Annotated in this window: 15 protein-coding genes; 7 read left to right on the top strand and 8 right to left on the bottom strand. The window is 59.5% G+C overall.

Annotated elements, in window-relative coordinates:
• Positions 1-4 precede the first annotated feature (4 nt).
• Positions 5-910, bottom strand: coding sequence for a DMT family transporter (locus PH586_RS12450; RefSeq protein ID WP_271348081.1), 906 nt, complete (start codon positions 908-910; stop codon positions 5-7).
• Between the two features lie 257 nt (positions 911-1,167).
• Between PH586_RS12450 and PH586_RS12445 the strand changes: the two genes are divergently transcribed.
• From PH586_RS12445 to PH586_RS12420, 6 genes are all read left to right on the top strand, one after another.
• Entirely contained in the window at positions 1,168-1,653 is a 486-nt protein-coding gene (locus PH586_RS12445; RefSeq protein ID WP_271348080.1) for an outer membrane lipoprotein, read from the top strand.
• 172 nt (positions 1,654-1,825) lie between these two features.
• Positions 1,826-2,296, top strand: a complete 471-nt coding sequence (locus tag PH586_RS12440) for a hemerythrin domain-containing protein (protein ID WP_271348079.1) — start codon at positions 1,826-1,828, stop codon at positions 2,294-2,296.
• A 368-nt stretch (positions 2,297-2,664) separates the two neighbouring features.
• Complete coding sequence (locus tag PH586_RS12435) at positions 2,665-2,880, top strand: hypothetical protein (RefSeq protein WP_271348078.1); 216 nt, start codon at positions 2,665-2,667, stop codon at positions 2,878-2,880.
• Positions 2,881-3,047: 167 nt separating this feature from the next.
• Positions 3,048-3,209, top strand: coding sequence for a hypothetical protein (locus PH586_RS12430; RefSeq protein WP_271348077.1), 162 nt, complete (start codon positions 3,048-3,050; stop codon positions 3,207-3,209).
• Positions 3,210-3,268: 59 nt separating this feature from the next.
• On the top strand, positions 3,269-5,275 hold the full coding sequence (locus tag PH586_RS12425; RefSeq protein ID WP_271348076.1) for a peptidase U32 family protein: 2,007 nt from the start codon (positions 3,269-3,271) through the stop codon (positions 5,273-5,275).
• A gap of 241 nt (positions 5,276-5,516) precedes the next feature.
• Positions 5,517-6,026: a ProQ/FinO family protein gene (locus PH586_RS12420; RefSeq protein ID WP_271348075.1), complete on the top strand. Its 510-nt coding sequence runs from the start codon at positions 5,517-5,519 to the stop codon at positions 6,024-6,026.
• Between the two features lie 196 nt (positions 6,027-6,222).
• On the opposite strand, the gene acuI is transcribed toward PH586_RS12420, so the two are convergent.
• The 7 genes from acuI to gcvA all read right to left on the bottom strand — a co-directional run bounded on the left by acuI (position 6,223) and on the right by gcvA (position 16,708).
• Entirely contained in the window at positions 6,223-7,206 is a 984-nt protein-coding gene (gene acuI, locus PH586_RS12415; RefSeq protein ID WP_271348074.1) for an acrylyl-CoA reductase (NADPH), read from the bottom strand.
• Between the two features lie 45 nt (positions 7,207-7,251).
• A complete protein-coding gene (gene acuR, locus PH586_RS12410; RefSeq protein WP_271348073.1) occupies positions 7,252-7,884 on the bottom strand; it encodes an acrylate utilization transcriptional regulator AcuR in 633 nt (210 codons plus the stop codon).
• A 348-nt stretch (positions 7,885-8,232) separates the two neighbouring features.
• Positions 8,233-9,729 carry a CoA-acylating methylmalonate-semialdehyde dehydrogenase gene (locus PH586_RS12405; protein WP_271348072.1) on the bottom strand — a complete coding sequence of 499 codons (1,497 nt, stop codon included), beginning with the start codon at positions 9,727-9,729 and terminating at the stop codon, positions 8,233-8,235.
• 61 nt (positions 9,730-9,790) lie between these two features.
• Positions 9,791-10,948, bottom strand: a complete 1,158-nt coding sequence (locus tag PH586_RS12400; RefSeq protein WP_271348071.1) for an iron-containing alcohol dehydrogenase — start codon at positions 10,946-10,948, stop codon at positions 9,791-9,793.
• Positions 10,949-11,061: 113 nt separating this feature from the next.
• Positions 11,062-12,708 carry a BCCT family transporter gene (locus PH586_RS12395; RefSeq protein ID WP_271348070.1) on the bottom strand — a complete coding sequence of 549 codons (1,647 nt, stop codon included), beginning with the start codon at positions 12,706-12,708 and terminating at the stop codon, positions 11,062-11,064.
• A gap of 263 nt (positions 12,709-12,971) precedes the next feature.
• Positions 12,972-15,467, bottom strand: a complete 2,496-nt coding sequence (locus PH586_RS12390) for a CoA transferase (protein ID WP_271348069.1) — start codon at positions 15,465-15,467, stop codon at positions 12,972-12,974.
• A 338-nt stretch (positions 15,468-15,805) separates the two neighbouring features.
• Entirely contained in the window at positions 15,806-16,708 is a 903-nt protein-coding gene (gene gcvA, locus PH586_RS12385; RefSeq protein ID WP_271348068.1) for a transcriptional regulator GcvA, read from the bottom strand.
• A gap of 434 nt (positions 16,709-17,142) precedes the next feature.
• On the opposite strand from gcvA, the gene PH586_RS12380 reads away from it, so the two are divergent.
• The gene (locus PH586_RS12380) at positions 17,143-18,513 is read left to right on the top strand and encodes a tetratricopeptide repeat protein (RefSeq protein WP_271348067.1); all 1,371 of its coding nucleotides are present in this window, start codon (positions 17,143-17,145) and stop codon (positions 18,511-18,513) included.
• Positions 18,514-18,576 lie beyond the last annotated feature (63 nt).

Below are 18,576 nucleotides of genomic sequence, written 5' to 3'. Positions count from 1 at the left end.
TTCGTCAGGCCTGCTTGTAGCCACCCGACAGCAGCGCCGGCGGCTTGGGCTTGCGAAACACCAGTACGTTACCGAGCATCACCAACACCAGGCCGACCAGTGCTGGCGCGGTCCACTGGTAGCCCTCGACGAACACCGAGATATTCAGCGCCACCACCGGGAACAGCACCGTGCAGTAGGCCGCCCGCTCCGGCCCCATGCGCCCGACCAGGGTCAGGTAGGCGGTGAAGCCGATCACCGAACCGGGAATCGCCAGGTACAGCAGCGAACCGACATAGCGCGTGCTCCACTCGAAACCGAACGGTGTGCCATTGACCAGGCAGATCACCACCAACATCAAGGCGCCGTAGAGCATGCCCCAGGCATTGGTGGTCAGCGGCTTGAGGCCGGCTTTCTGCTGCAGGCTGGAGAGCAGATTGCCGGCGGAGAAACACAGGGTGCCGATCAGCGACAAGCCGATGCCCAGCAGGGTTTCCCGGCTGGCCGCATGGCCGGCCAACTCGGGCCAGAACAACAGACCGAGACCCGCCAGGCCCAGGGCACCGCCGGCCAGGACATTGGCGGCGACCTTCTGCTTGAAGAACAGCCGCGCGTTCAGCGCATTCCACAAGGTTGCCGTGGAGAAAATCACCGCGACCAGCCCGCTGGGGATCCACTGACTGGCGGTGTAGAAGCACAGGAAGTTGATGCAGAACAGGCACAATCCCTGAATCAGGCAGATCACCTGGCCACGCCTGTCGAGCGTCTGCAGGCGGCCACTGAGCAGCAACACGGCAAACAGCACCGCCGCTGCCAGGGCGAAGCGATAGGCAATCGAGGCGGCAATCGCCACTTCCCCCATCTGCAGCTTGATGGCAATCCAGGTGGTGCCCCAGATCAGCACGGTCAACAGGTATAACGACAGGTTCATCGGACGACTCCCAGTGGATGACGCCAGTCTGCGCCGCACCGGCTGCGGACACTTGCATAAAGTTGCGGATTTTGTCCGGTGCCTGCGCGACGCCCGTCCGCTCCATGTGTGGCTAGCGCATGGACCACAAGGGACGGTGCGCAGAGCCTGATTCGAGGCATATGCAAACGTATTCGTCACCGAAGCGGACTTTTCTCTCCTGGCGAGGTCAAAGCAAGAAGGTTGCCGGCAACAGGCACCACCACAGGGTATTAGTTATGACGACGATGAATAGTTTTCGCCCCATGTTCGGACTGGCCGCTGTCCTTGCGCTCAGCGCGTGCATGTCCACCCCCCAGCCTGCCACGCCTTACCCGCAGGCCCCGTACCAGGGTAGCGCTGAACCACGAAGCATCTACTCCGGCTACGGCAGAGTGGAGTCGATTGACAGCGTCCCGCAGGACTACCAAGGCGTCGGTGGAACCGGCTTCGGCCTCGGGTCTGTGGCAGGGGCGGTGATCGGCGGCGTGGCGGGCAACCAGGTGGGCGGTGGCAGCGGCAAAACGGCGGCAACAATCGCCGGGGCAGCAGGCGGCGCCTATATCGGCCACCAGCTTGAAAAACGCAAACAGGCTGAGAGCGCCTACAGGATCACCGTGCGTATGGAAAACGGCTCCTATCAGACCCTGACCCAGCCCAGCATCGGCGACCTGAGAGTGGGTGACCGCGTGCGCATCGATAATGGCGGCCTGCAGCGCTACTAACCGCCGACCCGGTCGGCTCGATGAGTCAATCTCGGCGCCCGAGCAACTGATACGGCGCTGCCGCTCCTCGCCCAGAGCCTCAGGCATCTGCACAGCAGAATGCCGCAGGCGGGAGTGGAACTGGCCTATGCTTTATTGAAAAGCATAGGCCTGTGACCGAGGAGGATTGACCATGCACCCCTTGTTAGAGGAGCTGCACCACTACCATCAGACGGTTTCCGCGACCATCGATCAGATGGCAGACCTGCTCGACAGCCTCGAAAAAGATGCCTGCGACCCGACTGATCGTCAGCAACTGTTTGCGCTTCTGGAGTCTCTGCATGGTGACGCCGAAACCCGCCACCACCAGAACGAGGAACTCATTCGCCACCGGTTATTAGCCACCCAAGCCCCTGTGCATCCGCGCGTACAGGAAATAGAGCGCGACCATCAGGGCTTTGCGCGCATTGCCAGCCAACTCAAGGCGCTCGAGCATTCAAACTTTACGCCCAAAGAAATAGCCACGTTCATCAAGGACTACATAGGCAAGTACTATGACCACCTGGACAGCGAGGAAAATATCTTCTTTCCCCTGGCCGATAAGTGGCTGAGCGACATCCAATGGCAGGAAATCCAGCAGCAGTGGCACAAGCCCGCCGCCTGACCAGCCCGGGCTCTATTGCCCCTCGTCGGTCCCACCCGCCGAGGAGGACCGGCAGCGCAGTCTTGCAGACACTCGCCACAGCTTGTCGAGTGCGTCGAGTTCGGCCATCGGCAGAGCCTTGGCGCTCATATCGTCATGCGCAACCTGCCGCTGGCCTGAAAAATCAGGAACAACGCCTCGGCATATTTCGCTGTGCCGGATGCCTTCTCGACGGCGAGCAGGCGCCGGATTCATGGCTCCGCGGAGGAAGACGTGACGTGCATTCTAATCGCCGCGCCCCATCCCCTCCCCGCGCGACCTGGGCACTGACATAAAAGGGCAATGAAGCCGCCCTACAGTGCCCACTCGATCTATGGAGGAGCGCTCACATGAGCCGACCCACAAGGAATATCTGCAAGACCCTGGACCAGATCGCGGCCAACAGCGAGGCGGCCGCCGTGGCGGTCATGCGCGCCGCCGAGCGCATCGGCGACGAGCTGCTGCGCCAGCAGCTGCTCAACGTGATCCACCGCATGAACCTGGATGCCGCCCAGCTGCGCGCCGCCCGCGAGGAGATTGCCGGACAGGGCCAGCGCCGCGCCTGAGAGCCCTGCGCCGCGCCCCTATCCACGGCCCCGGGGCAGACCCGGGCCATTGCCCAGTAGCGTCGCCCCTGAAACGCACTCCTGCAGAGCTGCGCTGGTTCTAGCGCAGGGCGTGGTCCTGACCCGGCATTGGCGCGATACGCCGGCTGACTGCCAGGACGTGCACTGTGAAGCCCGGCTCAAGCCGGCGCCTGCAACTGTTCTCGCTCGACATCGAAATCCGCGAGCGCGGCGGACGCTACGCGATCGCCCTGGAGGCCGGCGGCCAGGCAACCACCCCGCGCAATGCCCCAACGGCAGAGCCCGCCGTGTTTTCCGTCAGCCGATAGCCGACCCCGCGCACTTTCACGCTAAAATGCCCGCCTCATTCAAGCCTCGAATCACTGCCATGTCCCTGCCTGCGCACCACCTGGAACTCCTGAGCCCCGCGCGCGATGCCGCCATCGCCCGGGAAGCCATCCTGCATGGCGCCGATGCCGTGTACATCGGCGGCCCCAGCTTCGGTGCGCGGCATAACGCCAGCAACAGCGTGGCCGACATCGCCGAACTCGTACGCTTCGCCCACCAGTTCCACGCGCGGGTGTTCGTCACCATCAACACCATCCTGCATGACGACGAGCTGGAACCGGCCCGCCAGCAGATCTGGCAGCTCTACGAGGCCGGCGTCGACGCGCTGATCGTGCAGGACATGGGCGTGCTGGAGCTGGACATCCCGCCGATCGAGCTGCATGCCAGCACCCAGTGCGACATCCGCAGCCTGGACAAGGCCCGCTTCCTATCCCAGGCCGGCTTCTCCCAGCTGGTGCTGGCACGCGAGCTCAACCTGCAGGAAATCCGCACGATCAGCACCGGCGTCGACTCGGCCATCGAGTTCTTCATCCACGGCGCCCTGTGCGTGGCCTTCTCTGGCCAGTGCAACATCTCCCACGCACAGACCGGGCGCAGCGCCAACCGCGGCGACTGCTCGCAGGCCTGCCGCCTGCCCTACACCCTCAAGGACGACCAGGGCCGCGTGGTGGCCTACGACAAGCACCTGCTGTCGATGAAGGACAACAACCAGACCGCCAACCTGATCGATCTGGTCGATGCCGGCGTGCGCTCGTTCAAGATCGAGGGCCGCTACAAGGACATGAGCTACGTGAAGAACATCACCGCTCACTACCGCCGCGAACTGGATGCCATCCTTGAACAGCGCCCGCAGCTGGCGCGCGCCTCCAGCGGCCTGACCGAACACTTCTTCGCCCCCGACCCGGACAAGACCTTCCACCGCGGCAGCACCGACTACTTCGTCAGCGAACGCAAGATCGACATCGGCGCCTTCGACTCGCCGACCTTTACCGGGCTATCCGTTGGCCATGTCGAAAAAGTGGCTAAGCGCGACCTGATCGCCGTGACCGACACCCCGCTGTCCAACGGCGATGGCCTCAACGTGCTGATCAAGCGCGAGGTGGTGGGCTTTCGCGCCAACATCGCCGAGTTGAAGGATACGTTCGAGGAGGATGGCGCCGAGCGCTGGCGCTACCGCGTCGAACCCAACGAAATGCCGGCGGCGCTCAAGCAGCTGCGCCCGCAGCATGCGCTCAACCGCAACCTCGACCACAACTGGCAACAGGCGCTGCTCAAGACCTCGGCCGAACGCCGCGTCGCGGTGAGCTGGCAGGTGCGACTCGACGAACAGCAACTCGCGCTGACCGTCACCAGCAGCGAGGGCTGCAGCGCCTCGGCCAGCCTGGCCGGCCCCTTCGGCCCGGCCAAGGACGCCGAACAGGCGCTCAACCAACTGCGCGACAGCCTGAGCAAGCTGGGCACCACCATCTACTACGCCGAAGACGTGCAGATCGACGCGCCCCAAGCCCTGTTCGTGCCCAACTCGCAGCTCAAGTCCCTGCGCCGCGAGGCCATCGAGGCCCTGAGCGCGGCGCGCCTGGCCGCCCACCCGCGCGGCGGGCGCAAGCCGGTGGCCGTGCCGCCGCCGGTCTACCCCGAGTCGCACCTGACCTTCCTCGCCAACGTCTACAACGACAAGGCTCGCGCCTTCTACCAGCGCTACGGCGTGCAGCTGATCGATGCGGCCTACGAGGCCCACGAGGAAGCCGGCGAGGTGCCGGTGATGATCACCAAGCACTGTCTGCGCTTCTCCTTCAACCTGTGCCCCAAGCAAGCCAAGGGCGTCACCGGCGTGCGCACCAAGGTCGCCGACATGCAGCTGATCCACCAGAACGAAGTGCTGACCCTGAAGTTCGACTGCAAGCCGTGCGAAATGCACATCATCGGCAAGATGAAGGGCCACATCCTCAACCTGCCGCAACCCGGCAGCGCCGCCGGCATGGTCGGCCACATCAGCCCCGACGACCTGATGAAGACCATCAAGCGCAAGCCGAGCGGCCCGCACTGATCGCTTGGCGACCCGAACCGCGCGGGCGGGACAGCGGCCTACTCTCTGCGCCCTGCTCTGCCGTTGCCAGCCCGTACGCAAGAGTGGATAGCGGCGCTGGGGGTAGTTTCCGTCAAGGACGAAGGGCTGGAAGCGACCCGAAGCTGACGCTGGTGACAGGCAGTGAACGGCCAGGCTGCGTCAAAAGACTGCATGGGATAACCTTGCACCATGAATCAATCATATGGCTGTGAACTAAACGATGGGTTTTGAACAACTAGCTGAGCTACGCGACCGCCTACGGGCCGAAAAAGTGCAAGTAAAGACTGAGAGTGCGAAGCAACCTGTACGCAAGCCTTCTGTGCAGGCGAAGCCTCACGAGCAAGATCCTGCTGTGGAGGCGATCTGGCGCTTGCAGAAGCACTTTCCATTGGCCTTCCCGGTCAATCCGGCTCCCAAGGTTCCGCTTAAGGAAGGTATTTTAAAGGATGCCGAGCAACACCTAGAGCTGCTCGGAATATCCAGCGAACAGCTCAAGCAGGGCATTGCTACCTGGTGCCGAGGAAGTCGATATTGGGCAAGCATGACGGAGAATGCGCCCCGCTTGGACTTAAGCGGCCAGGCAGTTGGTATGGTAACGGCGGCTCAGGCGCTGCATGCGAAGCAGCAGGCTAAGCGCCAGCGCGGACAAGCACGGCGTAATCAGAAAACGCCGAAAGAGCGTAATCAGGTTAAGGCCGTCGATACCGCTGAGGCACAGACCAAGGATTAAAATCACTTGCCCTCTGCGCCGAGCAGCTAGATCACTGGCAGGGCGCGTGTGGCGATGATCAGGCAGCCCGAAGAGTGGTAAGTGGCCGATTGCAGCCCTTTGCGGCAGTCCGTAATCGGCCAGAAGCGGCCATTAACAGTGACGACGAAACTCGGTCGATTAATTCCGCGTCAACCTACCGCTCAACTTCTGGTGTTTACCTATTCACGTTCACCACCACACGCCCTCGAACTTTGCCTTCAAGCAATTCCTGGGAAACCGCTATAGCATCACTCAAACCTATCTCTCGGGTAATTTCATCCAATTGCGCCAGATCCAGGTCAGTGCAAAGACGTTGCCATGCTTCGACACGTTCCTTATAAGGACGGGTCACGCTGTTGATGCCTAGCAGGCTCACGCCACGCAGGATAAAAGGCGCTACCGTCGATGGAAAGTCCATGCCTTGAGCCAGACCGCATGCGGCAACCAAACCATCTGCGCGAGTACCCGCACATACGTTAGCAAGGGTATGGCTACCGACTGAATCGATCGCAGCAGCCCAACGCTCTTTTGCTAATGCACGTCCCGGGCTGGACAACTCGGCACGCTCAATTATGGACGTTGCACCTAGGCGTTTTAGGTACTCACTTTCCGCAGGTCGGCCCGTTGCAGCAATCACGGAGTAGCCTTTACGTGCCAGCAATGCGATGGCAAAGCTACCTACTCCACCATTGGCACCCGTTACCAAAACATCACCGCATGCTGGCGTCAGGCCGTGGCGCTCTAAAGCGATCAAGCAGAGCATTGCGGTATAACCTGCTGTTCCGATTGCCATTGCCTGGCGCTCGCTTAACGCTTCAGGCAGAGGAATCAGCCAGTCACCATTGAGTCTTGCCTTCTGCGCCAATCCGCCCCAATGCCCTTCACCCACGCCCCATCCATTGAGCAGAACCCGATCACCAGCCTTGTATGCAGGGTGATTGCTGGATTCAACGGTTCCGGCCAGATCAATACCGGGAATCATTGGAAACCTACGAACTACCGGGCTACTGCCACTGATAGCCAGTCCATCTTTGTAGTTCAGTGTGCTGTAGGCCACACGAACGGTGACATCCCCATCTGGCAGCTGCGCATCCTCCAGCTCGATCAAGTTTGCTCGGTAAACATCTGCGTCTTTATCAACAAGAATTGCCTTAAACATTGCTAGCCCCTCATTTAGACCGATCGTCTATTAAATGGCGAAAAATCACCGCGTAATGCCGGTGAGAAATCCATCAATGAATACATCCAGTGGCCGCACCTCCTGCACCAGCCTGGCGCGTAAAACCGCACCCTCCCAACCAATCCAGAAAAAGGCCGCTAGTTCCTCGCAGTCACTATCTGCGTCTATCTGCCCTTGGCTGACCGCCTGCCGCAAACAGATAGCCAGACGCCTCTGCCAATCGAGCAGCACGTCCTCCAATTCATTACGAAAGCTCTCGGGCAGGACAACAATCTCCTGACCAAGATTTCCAACCAGACAACCCCGACGGAACTCATGTCTGGTCATGCCCGATTTGGCGTCCTCGACAAAGTTTCGTAGGCGCTGGAGGGGAAGCTCTGTTTCATTCAGCAACCAGCGATCCAGTTTCCGGGCAAAGTAATCGGCATAACGACGCAACACCGCCTGCCCGAAGGCTTCCTTACTGTCGAAGTAGTGATAGAACGAGCCCTTGGGCACACTGATCCGCTTGAGGACAGTGTCGATTCCGGTGGCAGCAAAACCTTGCTCGGTCAGTACCTCCATGCCACAACGAAGCAAAATCTCTAGTGTTTCAGCGTGCTCACGGGCAACTTTTGGCGGGCGGCCTCGACGGACCTGTGGTTTAGAAATAGTCATAACGGCATATTAGACCGATCGTCTTTAATTGCAACAGAAAAAATAAAAGATACCCCAAGGCTACCGGTTTGGCATGTGTAACGAGTGGGTCTAGTGGCCTGTTTGGTAAGTGGGTTAACTCAAGTTCGGATGCCTGAGGTTCTGAGACAAGGCGCTGTGACGAGTCATAGCCGGCTATGGCGAGGATCAGCAACGCCGTATCGGGGCCTTAGGCGCCGAAATTGACTAAGTGAATTTGCCAAACAGGCCACTAGAGGAGGCTGTGCGGCGGTTACCGATTTTAGGTCTGCCGTACCTCCATACAAAGGAGGCACGGCAGACTATTAGTCAAACGTCAGCAATGCATCTTCACTTCATGGTCGGCATGGAGAACTCGGCGCCTTCGCGTACGCCTGCAGATGGCCAGCGCTGAGTAACGGTCTTGCGTTTGGTGTAGAAGCGCACTGCATCTGGGCCGTATGCATGCAGATCGCCGAACAACGAACGTTTCCAGCCGCCGAAGCTGTGATAGGCCACTGGCACCGGCAGTGGTACGTTGATGCCGACCATGCCGACTTTGATGTTATCCGAGAAGTAACGCGCCGCTTCGCCATCGCGAGTGAAGATGCAGGTACCGTTGCCGTACTCGTGAGCATCGATCAAGTCCATGGCTTCCTGCATGCTGTTAACGCGCACCACTTGCAGCACCGGGCCAAAAATCTCTTCTTTGTAGCTGAGCATCTGCGCGTTGACGTTATCGATCAGTGTGCCGCCAACAAAGAAGCCGTTTTCATAGCCAGCCACCTTGGGGTTACGGCCGTCCACCACGATTGTTGCGCCCTGCTCTTCGGCGCTGTTGATATAGCCCACTACCTTCTGTTGGTGCGCTTTGGTGATCACTGGGCCGAAGTCGTTACTCTTTTCCGAGTAGGCGCCGACCTTTAGCGACTGCATGGCTTTTTGCATTTTCTCGACCAGCGCATCGGCAGCGGCATCACCCACCGCCACGGCTACCGACAAAGCCATGCAACGCTCGCCGGAGGAACCAAAGGCGGCACCGAGCAGCTGGTTGACGGCGTTATCCATATCGGCATCGGGCATCACGATGGCGTGGTTTTTAGCACCGCCCAACGCCTGGCAGCGCTTACCGTTGGCATTGGCCGTTTTGTAGATGTATTCCGCAATCGGGGTCGAACCAACAAAGCTTACGGCTTGAATGCGTTCATCGTTGAGCAGCGTATCCACCGCTACTTTGTCGCCGTTGACTACGTTCATCACGCCGTTAGGCAAACCTGCTTCCTGCAACAACTGAGCGATGAACAGGGTCGAGCTAGGGTCACGCTCAGACGGTTTGAGGATGAAGCAGTTGCCACAGACGATGGCCATCGGGAACATCCACAACGGCACCATCGCGGGGAAGTTGAACGGCGTGATACCGGCCACCACACCTAGGGGCTGGAACTCGCTCCACGAGTCGATATTGGGGCCGACGTTTTTGCTGTGTTCACCTTTGAGCAACTCAGGCGCACCACAGGCGTATTCAACGTTTTCGATACCGCGTTGCAGCTCGCCCAGTGCATCGTGAGAGATCTTTCCGTGTTCCTCACCGATCATTTGCGCGATGCGGTCAGCATTCTGCTCGAGCAATTCCTTGAAGCGGAACATCACTCGCGCGCGCTTGATCGGTGGTGTGTTGCGCCAGGCTGGAAAAGCAGCTTCGGCAGCGGCAATGGCGGCCTCAACAGTTTGCCTGGAAGCCAGAGCAACCTGCTTCTCTGCTTGCCCGGTGGATGGATTGAAGACGTCCTGAAGGCGCTCGGCATCTGTACTGATCTGGCCGTTGATAAGGTGACCTACGATGTTCATGCGTTTACTCCTGATATGTTGATGTAACGGCAAATGGCCGCTAGAAGCTTAGATAAATCGATTACCAGAGGCTGCGGTAAATCTCGACCATCTGTTCCACCGTGGGAACGCGCGGGTTGTTGCCCGGCGAACCGGACGCCAGCGCTTGTTGCGCCATGGTTGGCATCAGCTCGAAGAAGCGCTCACGGTCGATGCCGAACTGTTCTGGCGTCGGTACTTGCAGCTCGTCGTTGAGCGCCTGTAGTTCAGTCAGCAACTTGGCGTTGGCGGCAGCGGTACTGTCTTGCGCGGTGGCGACGCCCATGGCGCGTGCGCAGTCGGCGTAACGCTCTGCGGCGGCAGGCATAGAGAACGCGGTGACGCTAGGCAGCAACATGGCGTTGGACAACCCATGGGGTACATGGAAGAACGCACCAATAGGCCGACTCATGCCATGCACTAGCGCTACCGACGCGCTGGAGAAGGCTACCCCAGCGAGGGTCGAGCCAAGCATCAGCGCTTCTCGCGCCGCGCTGTCTTGCCCGGAGTGGAACACCTTGCGCAGGTTTGGGCCGATCAGACGCATGGCCGCCAGCGCTTGGCTGTCACTGTAAAGATTGGCTTTCTGGCTGACGTAGGCTTCGATGGCGTGAGTCAGCGCATCAATGCCGGTATCGGCGGTTACCCGAGGTGGCAGGCTAAGGGTCAGCGTGTAGTCGACCAATGCGGCTACAGGCATGAAGCCGATGCCGACGCAGAGCATTTTTTCGTCGGTCTTTTCATCCGTGATGATGGTGAAACGCGTCACCTCAGAACCGGTGCCGGCGGTGGTCGGTACCGCAATGATCGGCAGGCCGGACTCGGTGACGTTACGCGGAAACTTGTAGTCGCGCATTTCACCGCCCAGCTTGGCCAAGATGCCGATGGCCTTGGCGCTGTCGATTGGGCTACCGCCGCCGAGTGCAATGATGCTGTCGTAATTGCCAGAGCGGGCCTTGGCTACACCGGCCTGGATCGAGTCGACGGTAGGCTCCGGAACGGTGTCAGCGAAAATTTCCGCGGTCATCCCGCTTGCTGCCAAGGTTTCCTGAATACGGTCTGCGTAACCTAGCTGCACCATCATTCTGTCGGTGATCAACAACGGTCTCGAACAGCCAAGACTGGTGAGCACATTGGGGATCGCCTCGCTGGCGCCGGCACCGAGCTGCATGATTCGAGGCAGAATCACTTGATTGGACATATCAACTCCAGTTTTCTTAGGCATGAGTCGTCCCCTAGGTACGGACAGGCCGACCCATGCGTTATTTCAAAAAGTTGGGTGCCGTGTAGGTAGTTGTGGCACCCGGTTGGTTACTAGGGTCGTGACCCCAGTGGTGCTGCAGGATTAGGCGTGGCACCGAATGGCTGAGTAATGAGGTCTGGAGCAGGCATGCCCTGGGCAGGTAATGCAGGGCCATCGACAATCAGTACCGGTGAACTCAGGCGTGTACCAAAATCCTGCTTGAGCATGCGTAGCAGCGACCAAGCAAGGATCACCAGCACGGGAATAAGCGGCAAAGCAACGATAATGGTTGAGGTTTGCACCGCCTTGAGGCCACCAACCTTGATCAAGCCAATACCGACTATCGCTAGCAACAATGCCCAGGTAATGCGGATCCAGCGGCGGGGTTCCTCATATCCGGACAACTTGTTCGACGTGACCGAAGCCAGCACATAAGCCGCCGAGTCAAGAGTTGTGGCGAGAAACACGAAACACAGCAGGACAAATCCGGCGATGATCACATCGGCCATCGGCATGGTTTTCAGGATCGCAAGTACGGTCGCCGGAATACCTTGCTGGTTGAGAATGGCGCTGACATCCAGCACTCCGGACAGCTGCAGATCCAGGGCATAACCGCCCCATACCGCGAAGAACACCCAGCAACCCAAGCTGCCCCAAACCAACTCAGCGAACACCAACTCACGGATTGTTCTGCCACGAGAAATACGCGCAACAAACAGTCCCATCATGGGCGCATAGGCAATCCACCAAGCCCAGTAAAATACAGTCCAATCTTGGGGGAAGCTTCCCTTGGCTATCGGGTCGGTCCACAAGCTCATATGAATGAAGTTGTTGACCATTAAACCCACACTGTTTGACCAGCCGTTAACGATGAACAGGGTCGGGCCGATCGCTAGAACAAAGAGCAGTAGTAGTACGGCCAAATAGACGTTGATATCGCTGAGAATCTTGATGCCTTTACTCAGGCCAAACCAAACACTGGCACCGAACATGGCAGTCCACAGGCCAAGAATAAGCATGTCGAAGCCAAACGACGGCTGCAGGCCGAACACATCAGAGGCCAAGGTTGATACCAACGGCACAGCCAGGCCCAGGGAGGTGCCAACGCCGCCGACGATGCCGAACACCACCACGGTGTCGAGCAGGGTTCCCAGCCAGCCATCCGCCTTATCGCCCAATACCCCGCGTGCCGCGACTGACAGGCGCACGCCTGGCTGACGACGGACATACATGGAATAGGCAATCGGAATCGCCGGCAGGCAGTAGAAGGCCCAAGGTGTGAGCCCCCAGTGGAACTGCCCATAGGCCAGTGCCCACTCGGCGGCTTCCTTGCTTTTGGCGGCGATGCCTAGCGGCGGGCCATCGAAGTAGTAGATCGGCTCAACCCAGGCCCAGTTGGCGATGGCAATACCGATGCCGCCACAGAAAATCATGGCAATCCAACTGAAGTAGGAAAACTCGGGCACATCTTCCGCGCGGCCCAGGCGCACGTTGCCATAGCGGCCTAATGCGAGCCACAGCAGAAACAGCACCGCACCCAGGCCGCTAAGCAAATAGAGCCAGCCAAAGTTACCGGTGGCAAAACCGAATAACTGTTTGATGATCAGGTTGCCTGATTCGGGAAACACAACCAGTGGGATGGTGATGCCGAGAATGACTGCAATCGAAGGCCAGAACACTCGTCCATCGAGGGCTGAGCCGTTGTGTATGTTACTCATCGTGAAAACTCTCCTCTTGTAGGCTGACTACGCTGACGTCTATCAAGCGGTTGCCTGGGTCGTAGTCCGCGGATGCTAATTGCGTACTAGCCGTGGTTGCTCTGTATGCATAAGCGTTGCGGGCCATAAAAGGAGCGGCGGGTGTTTGGCACAGCTTTTTTATATTTATTGGTCATGGTGGTTCTCGTTTAGGTCACTTCAGGGTGATAGCGCTCTGACGTACAAGGCAGTTGTATTCCAGAGCGCCCTTATGATTCTTTTACTTAGCTCGGCAGATACTCCTCACTCCAGCATTCGCCGATGCTTTTGCTCGCGATGAGTGCGTCAATTTGGGTTTCGCTGTAGCCAAAGTCGCGAAGAACTCTGCGTGTCGAGGTGCCAAACTTCTCCGCTGGCGACAGTGCGCGAATAGGGGCAAGACGTGGGCGAATGGCAAATGGATCAAGCTGGGTGACGCAGCGGCCGCTGGGGTGATCGGCATATACGCTGAACGAGTAGCTTCCGTTGTCCGTGCCAGGTAGGCCATCTGCAGGACGGCTGTAGCGTTGACGCAGGTTGTCGAGGTTGTCAGGCACAGCTGCCGCAATATCGACGGCCTGTAGACGGCGCTGCCAAGTAGCTGAAGTTGCGGACATCAAAGCGCGGTTAAGAAAAGCGGCGCGATCATTTGACTCGACCAGGCCAGCTAAGCCCTCTACGTGCGCCAAACGCTCCAATTCACCCACATGACTGTCTAGGTACAGCCAGTCGTCTGAGGTGCGATAAAAACGTGACAAGTCGCTATAGCCCACAGCATCTCGGCCGGCCGGCTCGTCGAAAGGCGCGCGACCGGCATAGTCGAAGCAGAACGGGATCTGCACCAGGTTGCCAAGTGATGCCAACGATGTGCGTGCTCTACTGACTCGGCCTGTTACTGCTTTTTGGTAGAGCGCTGTGGCAATACCTAACGCGGCAGCGAAACCGCACATGACATCGATAGTGCCAACGTGAGCATGCTCCTCTGGGGTCTGCATACCGCCGCCAAAGCGCAGCATGATGCCGGTAGTTGCTTGAATCAGGTCGTCGTACCCCAAGTAGTCGGTACGTGGCCCTCGACGAGGACCACCGAAACAGTCCAATTGGCAGAAGATGACGCCAGGATTTACTGCCTGCAGGCTGGCCTCGTCCAAGCCCAGCGGGGCGAGCTGACGATCTGGAGCGTTCATTACGATGATGTCTACCGAACGCACCAAGTTATTGAATACTTCGCGACCATCAGGCTGGTTCAGGTCAACCAGAATGCTCTGCTTGCCCCGCGCCGACGACATACCGAAGACCACCGTATTCCATGGGTCGTAGTTCGGCGTGGTCGGATCGAGCTTGATTACGTCGGCACCAAAGCGGCCAAGAAATGACGTGGAATGTGGCCCTGCGATTACATTGGTCAGATCGAGAATGCGCACACCCTCAAGCCAACCGCCGGCCTTTTCTGCTGGTGCAGGAAGCGCTGCTGTAGCGCATGCATCGAGAGCGGCTAGGGCTTCCTCAAAACTAACAGCGCGTCGTGCTTGAGGCGCCAACATTTGATCTGCACTGTCTTCCAGCCAGGAAATTGCACCGGGCTGCTTCATCACGCCGTACTGCGGATCGTCGACATCGACGACCAAACCGGCTGTGTTGGCATGCTCATCATGCAACCATTCTTGGGTCGTGCGATGTGGCGCGCCAGGGAACTGGCCCTCACCAAATATCTTTTCCCATTCAGCAGCTGTTTTAGTAAGAAACACTTCCTTCATGCGCACCGAGATGCGCTTCGCCCAATACTCCGGCAACGGGTAAACACCGAGGGACGCATCGCCTTCCCACTGGGCCAGCGGCAGGTAAGGGTCCTCGACTTTAGGCAAGCCGGCAGCCAGCATTTCTTCGTACAGTCCCATGGCTTGCAAGCAGCGTTTAGCGTGCGAGCGATGGGATGGACAGACCGCATAGAACTTGCGGCCATCGGCACATTCATAGGTGCGGTAGAACGGATCGAGATACTCCTGAAGATCCTCGTAGGTGAGGTTCATTGGCAGATTCTCGGCGCGCCGGCGCTCGATTTCCTTCTCGCGCAAGGTCTTGTAGCGCAGTGGATAACCGTCGATCTTGATCGAGTTGTATGACAGGCCTTCCATCACCGCGGCGGCCAACGGAACCTCTATTTCATCCCCCATACCGCTGCTTTGGCGTGCTTGCAGGGCGAGTACCACAGAAGAGACCGCGAGCATGGTGCCGTAAGAAGACGCTAACGGCAGGGGCGAAAAGCTTGGGTTAATTCCCATCAGCACGCGGTTCTGGCCCATATCGGTAAACACCCCGGAGGCCGAGGCGATGATCGACTCGTAGGCGCGCCAGTCACGGCGCAGCTCATCGTTTGTAGCAAAACCGGGAATGGATAGCGTGATCAGTTCAGGACGCTGACGGCGTAACTCGGCAAAGTCCAGACCCAGGCGGCGCATGACGCCAGGGCGGAAGTTCTCGATCAAAATATCGGCACTGGCGATCAGCGCCCTAGCGTTCTGCAGGCCCTCGGCTGACTTGAGGTCGAGTTGTAAGCAGTGCTTGTTGCGGTTGAGCACCGCGTTGGCTGGACTGTCCCATAGCGGCCCGGTCAGAGGATCGATATGAATGACCGTAGCGCCAAGATCCGCAAGGATCATGGCCACCGCAGGGCCCGCAATGTATTGACCAAAGTCGATGACTTTGACGTTACGCAGGGGTAGTTGACTCAGCTGTCCCATGATTCACCATCACTTTTCAAAACGCGCTAAAACGCGCGCTTTTCTTGTTTTTGTGGTTTGTCGCCGAGGGCCTCGCGAGATGCTGGTACGAGGTCTGGATGACGATCTGGGCACAACTTTCGGGCAATTACAGGAATAGGAAAAGCAATATAAAAAGACCTGGCGGGTCTGTTTTATTTATGGCAACACAGATTTTCTTATACGCGCGCGCGCTGACATATCGCGTTTTTTGGCGCGACGACACGGTCTGCGGAGGGGAGTGGGATAGTTACCGGGCACAACACCCAAAGGCCCGTTTCACATGCCTTGAATGAGATGTTTGGTTGGTTTTTACAGCGTCAGTTGCTGCGTTTCGCAGCCTCGGCTTCGGCAATGAGCCAGGCGATAAACGCGGCTGCCTGCGGGTTAGCAGTACTGTGGGGGGAATACACCAAGTAGAACGCTTCCTGGGTGGTGAAGCGCTGCTTGAAAGGGGCGACTAAAGTGCCCTCTGCAAGCTTCTGCTCAACCAATGACGAGCGAGCCAAAGCAACACCTTGACCCAACTCTGCCACTTTAAGGGCAGAGATCAGTGTGTCGAATTGCAATCCTTGGGAAGAGTCAACGTGCTCTGAACCAGCCTTCTTTAACCAGTATCCCCAGCCCTCTTCATAGCCAAGGACATGCAGCAACTCATGATGGGCAAGGTCTTTGGGGGTGTTTAGCGGTTTTTGCTCCGTGGCCAGCGAGGGTGCACAAACCGGCACCAGCAAGTCCCAGGTAAGCCTCTCTGCTTTCAGCCCCGGCCACTGGCCATGTCCGTGACGGATTTCTAAGTCGGCCTCAACATCAACCTCGGACACCCAAATATTGCTGGTGATGTGCAGATTTACCCCCGGATGCAACTTGCGAAACTCTGGCAGACGTATCGCCAACCAATGAATGAAAAACACCAGATTGACCCGCACGGTCAGTACTTTCTTATGTCCCTGTCCGAAAATCTCATCTGTAGCAGCCGCCAGTCGCTCGACAGCCTCATGGACTGCCGGCAGATAGGCTTGTCCAGCTTCGCTGAGCTCCAACCCCTTTGGTCGACGCTTGAAGAGAACAGCACCCAACTTAGACTCGAGCCCCTTGATCTGCTGACTTATAGCCGCCTGAGTCAAATTCAACTCCTGCGCGGCAAGGGTAAAGCTGAGGTGCCTGGCAGCAGACTCAAATGCCCGCAACCAGTTGAGCGGGGGCAAATATTTTTTCATCAAGAGGCATCTCCGAACAGGACAAGCGACGAGCCCGACGCAGCGACCCCATATTGTTTCATGAGAATGAAGTGAGCTGGATAGTAAAACTGAATCGCCCCTGATTTGGTAGGCTCTCAATGGCCGCTTTTTGGCCGATTCCAGCCCTCAACTTTTACGCAACGAATCACCGCATCGCACCATCGGCAAGTATTCCCCTGTGTCGCGCCAAGACAAGGGGAGCCGCCTGGCGCGACCACCTGCTCCACAACAGAAGCCGGACAACGCGGCGCCTTCAACGGCACGGCGCGCGCGACCGCGTCCAAGCCGCTATTGCCTATAGTTACCCGGTACCCCCAGGAGGCCGTCGCGCCCGCTGCGCTTGCGGCTTGACGCGTTTGTGCACAGCCACACCCTGGCCCTCACCCCTTCGCGTCGCTCAAGAGAGGTCACCACTTATGTCGCACGCTGACACCACCGATGCGCGGGGGCTGCCGCTGAGCGGGGCCGATGGCGCGGCCGCCGAGCGCTTCGAGAGCCTGATCGACGACCTCTACTACTACCGCCTGGGCGTATCGGACCGCCTGGGGCTGCTGCTGCAGGAGTGTCCGGAATTCGTCATGGCCCATGTGCTGATGGGCTACTCGCTGATGACCGAAGGCACCCTCGATGCTCACCCCAAAGCACGGCAGCAGCTGCTCGCGGCCGAGGCCCTGCCCGCCACGCCCCGCGAGCGCCTGCATCAGGAAGCCCTGCGCGCCTGGATTGCCCAGGACTTCGCCGCGCGGGCGGCGGCCTGGGAGCAGGTGCTGGTCGACTGGCCGCTGGACCTGCTGGCGCTGCGTCAGCACACCGGCACGCTGTTCTGGAGCGGCGACAAGCGCCACCAGGCCGAGGTGAGCGCGGGGGTTGCCGGCAGCTGGTCCGCAGGCATCCCCGGCTACGCGCACTTCCTCTCGGCCCATGCCTTCGCCCTGGAGGAAGTTGGCCAGTACGCAGTGGCCGAGCGCTTCGCGCGCGCGGCGCTAGCCGTGCAGCCGCAGGACCTGTGGGCGTTGCATGGCCTGAGCCATGTGTTGGAGATGCAGGGTCGCGTGCAGGAAGGCCGCGAGCTGCTCGAGGATGCGGCGGGCTTTCTCGACAACTACAACCTGTTTCGCGGTCACCTGTGGTGGCACCTGAGCCTGTTCAAGCTGTCCCTGGGCCAGTTCGATGAGGTGCTCGAGCTGTTCGATCGCAAGGTCTATCCGCAGTCGTCGACCTTTTACCTGGATGTGCAGAACGGCGCCTCGCTGCTGGCGCGCCTGGAGTTCCAGGGCATCGAGGTCGGCCCGCAGCGCTGGGAACGGCTGGCGCAGGCGTCTCTGCGCAATGCCACGCAGAGCACGGTGTGGTTCACCGCCCTGCACCACGTCATGGCCCTGACGCGCAGCGGACGGGTATCGGCGGTGCAGGCGACGCTCGACTACCTGGGCACGGCCGCGGCGCACTGCGCCCAGGCGGCGCTGGCCCAGCAACTCGCCCGAGCCGGGGCGGCCTTCTACCAGGGCCTGCCCGGCGAAGCGCTGGCCCAGCTACTGGCGGTGCGCCAGGCACACGGCGACCTGGGCGCGAGCCATCTGCAGCAGGACCTGTATGACCAGTTCATGGTCATGGCCGCGTTGCAACTGGGCGACTGGCCGCGCGTGCGCCAGCTGCTCAAGGCGCGCCTGAGCACGCGGATCTGGGATGCGCCGTCCTGGCAGGCCTTCGAGGGCCAGGCGCGCCGGGTGGATAGCGTCGCCGACGAGGCGGCGGTGCGCGCCGCCCTGCGCTGGGCCCTGGACTAGCGCAGCAGGCGAGGCCTGGCCGCCTGCAGAGCATTCCGGCAATCGAACTGAGGCCGGCCCTCG

It is taken from the genome of Pseudomonas aestuarii, from assembly GCF_027988105.1.
Classification (GTDB): Bacteria; Pseudomonadota; Gammaproteobacteria; order Pseudomonadales; family Pseudomonadaceae; genus Aquipseudomonas; species Aquipseudomonas aestuarii.
The sequence above is the reverse complement of the archived record's forward strand: the minus strand, read 5'-3'. Positions and strand labels throughout refer to the sequence as shown.

What these genes read in the sequence shown, in the direction of transcription:
- PH586_RS12405 (WP_271348072.1), bottom strand. Translation starts at nt 9,729, where the DNA reads ATGAACATCGTAGGTCACCTTATCAACGGCCAGATCAGTACAGATGCC.
- acuI (WP_271348074.1), bottom strand. Translation starts at nt 7,206, where the DNA reads ATGTTTAAGGCAATTCTTGTTGATAAAGACGCAGATGTTTACCGAGCA.
- PH586_RS12440 (WP_271348079.1), top strand. Translation starts at nt 1,826, where the DNA reads ATGCACCCCTTGTTAGAGGAGCTGCACCACTACCATCAGACGGTTTCC.
- PH586_RS12400 (WP_271348071.1), bottom strand. Translation starts at nt 10,948, where the DNA reads ATGTCCAATCAAGTGATTCTGCCTCGAATCATGCAGCTCGGTGCCGGC.
- PH586_RS12435 (WP_271348078.1), top strand. Translation starts at nt 2,665, where the DNA reads ATGAGCCGACCCACAAGGAATATCTGCAAGACCCTGGACCAGATCGCG.
- PH586_RS12390 (WP_271348069.1), bottom strand. Translation starts at nt 15,467, where the DNA reads ATGGGACAGCTGAGTCAACTACCCCTGCGTAACGTCAAAGTCATCGAC.
- PH586_RS12445 (WP_271348080.1), top strand. Translation starts at nt 1,168, where the DNA reads ATGACGACGATGAATAGTTTTCGCCCCATGTTCGGACTGGCCGCTGTC.
- acuR (WP_271348073.1), bottom strand. Translation starts at nt 7,884, where the DNA reads ATGACTATTTCTAAACCACAGGTCCGTCGAGGCCGCCCGCCAAAAGTT.
- PH586_RS12450 (WP_271348081.1), bottom strand. Translation starts at nt 910, where the DNA reads ATGAACCTGTCGTTATACCTGTTGACCGTGCTGATCTGGGGCACCACC.
- PH586_RS12420 (WP_271348075.1), top strand. Translation starts at nt 5,517, where the DNA reads ATGGGTTTTGAACAACTAGCTGAGCTACGCGACCGCCTACGGGCCGAA.
- PH586_RS12425 (WP_271348076.1), top strand. Translation starts at nt 3,269, where the DNA reads ATGTCCCTGCCTGCGCACCACCTGGAACTCCTGAGCCCCGCGCGCGAT.
- PH586_RS12380 (WP_271348067.1), top strand. Translation starts at nt 17,143, where the DNA reads ATGTCGCACGCTGACACCACCGATGCGCGGGGGCTGCCGCTGAGCGGG.
- PH586_RS12395 (WP_271348070.1), bottom strand. Translation starts at nt 12,708, where the DNA reads ATGAGTAACATACACAACGGCTCAGCCCTCGATGGACGAGTGTTCTGG.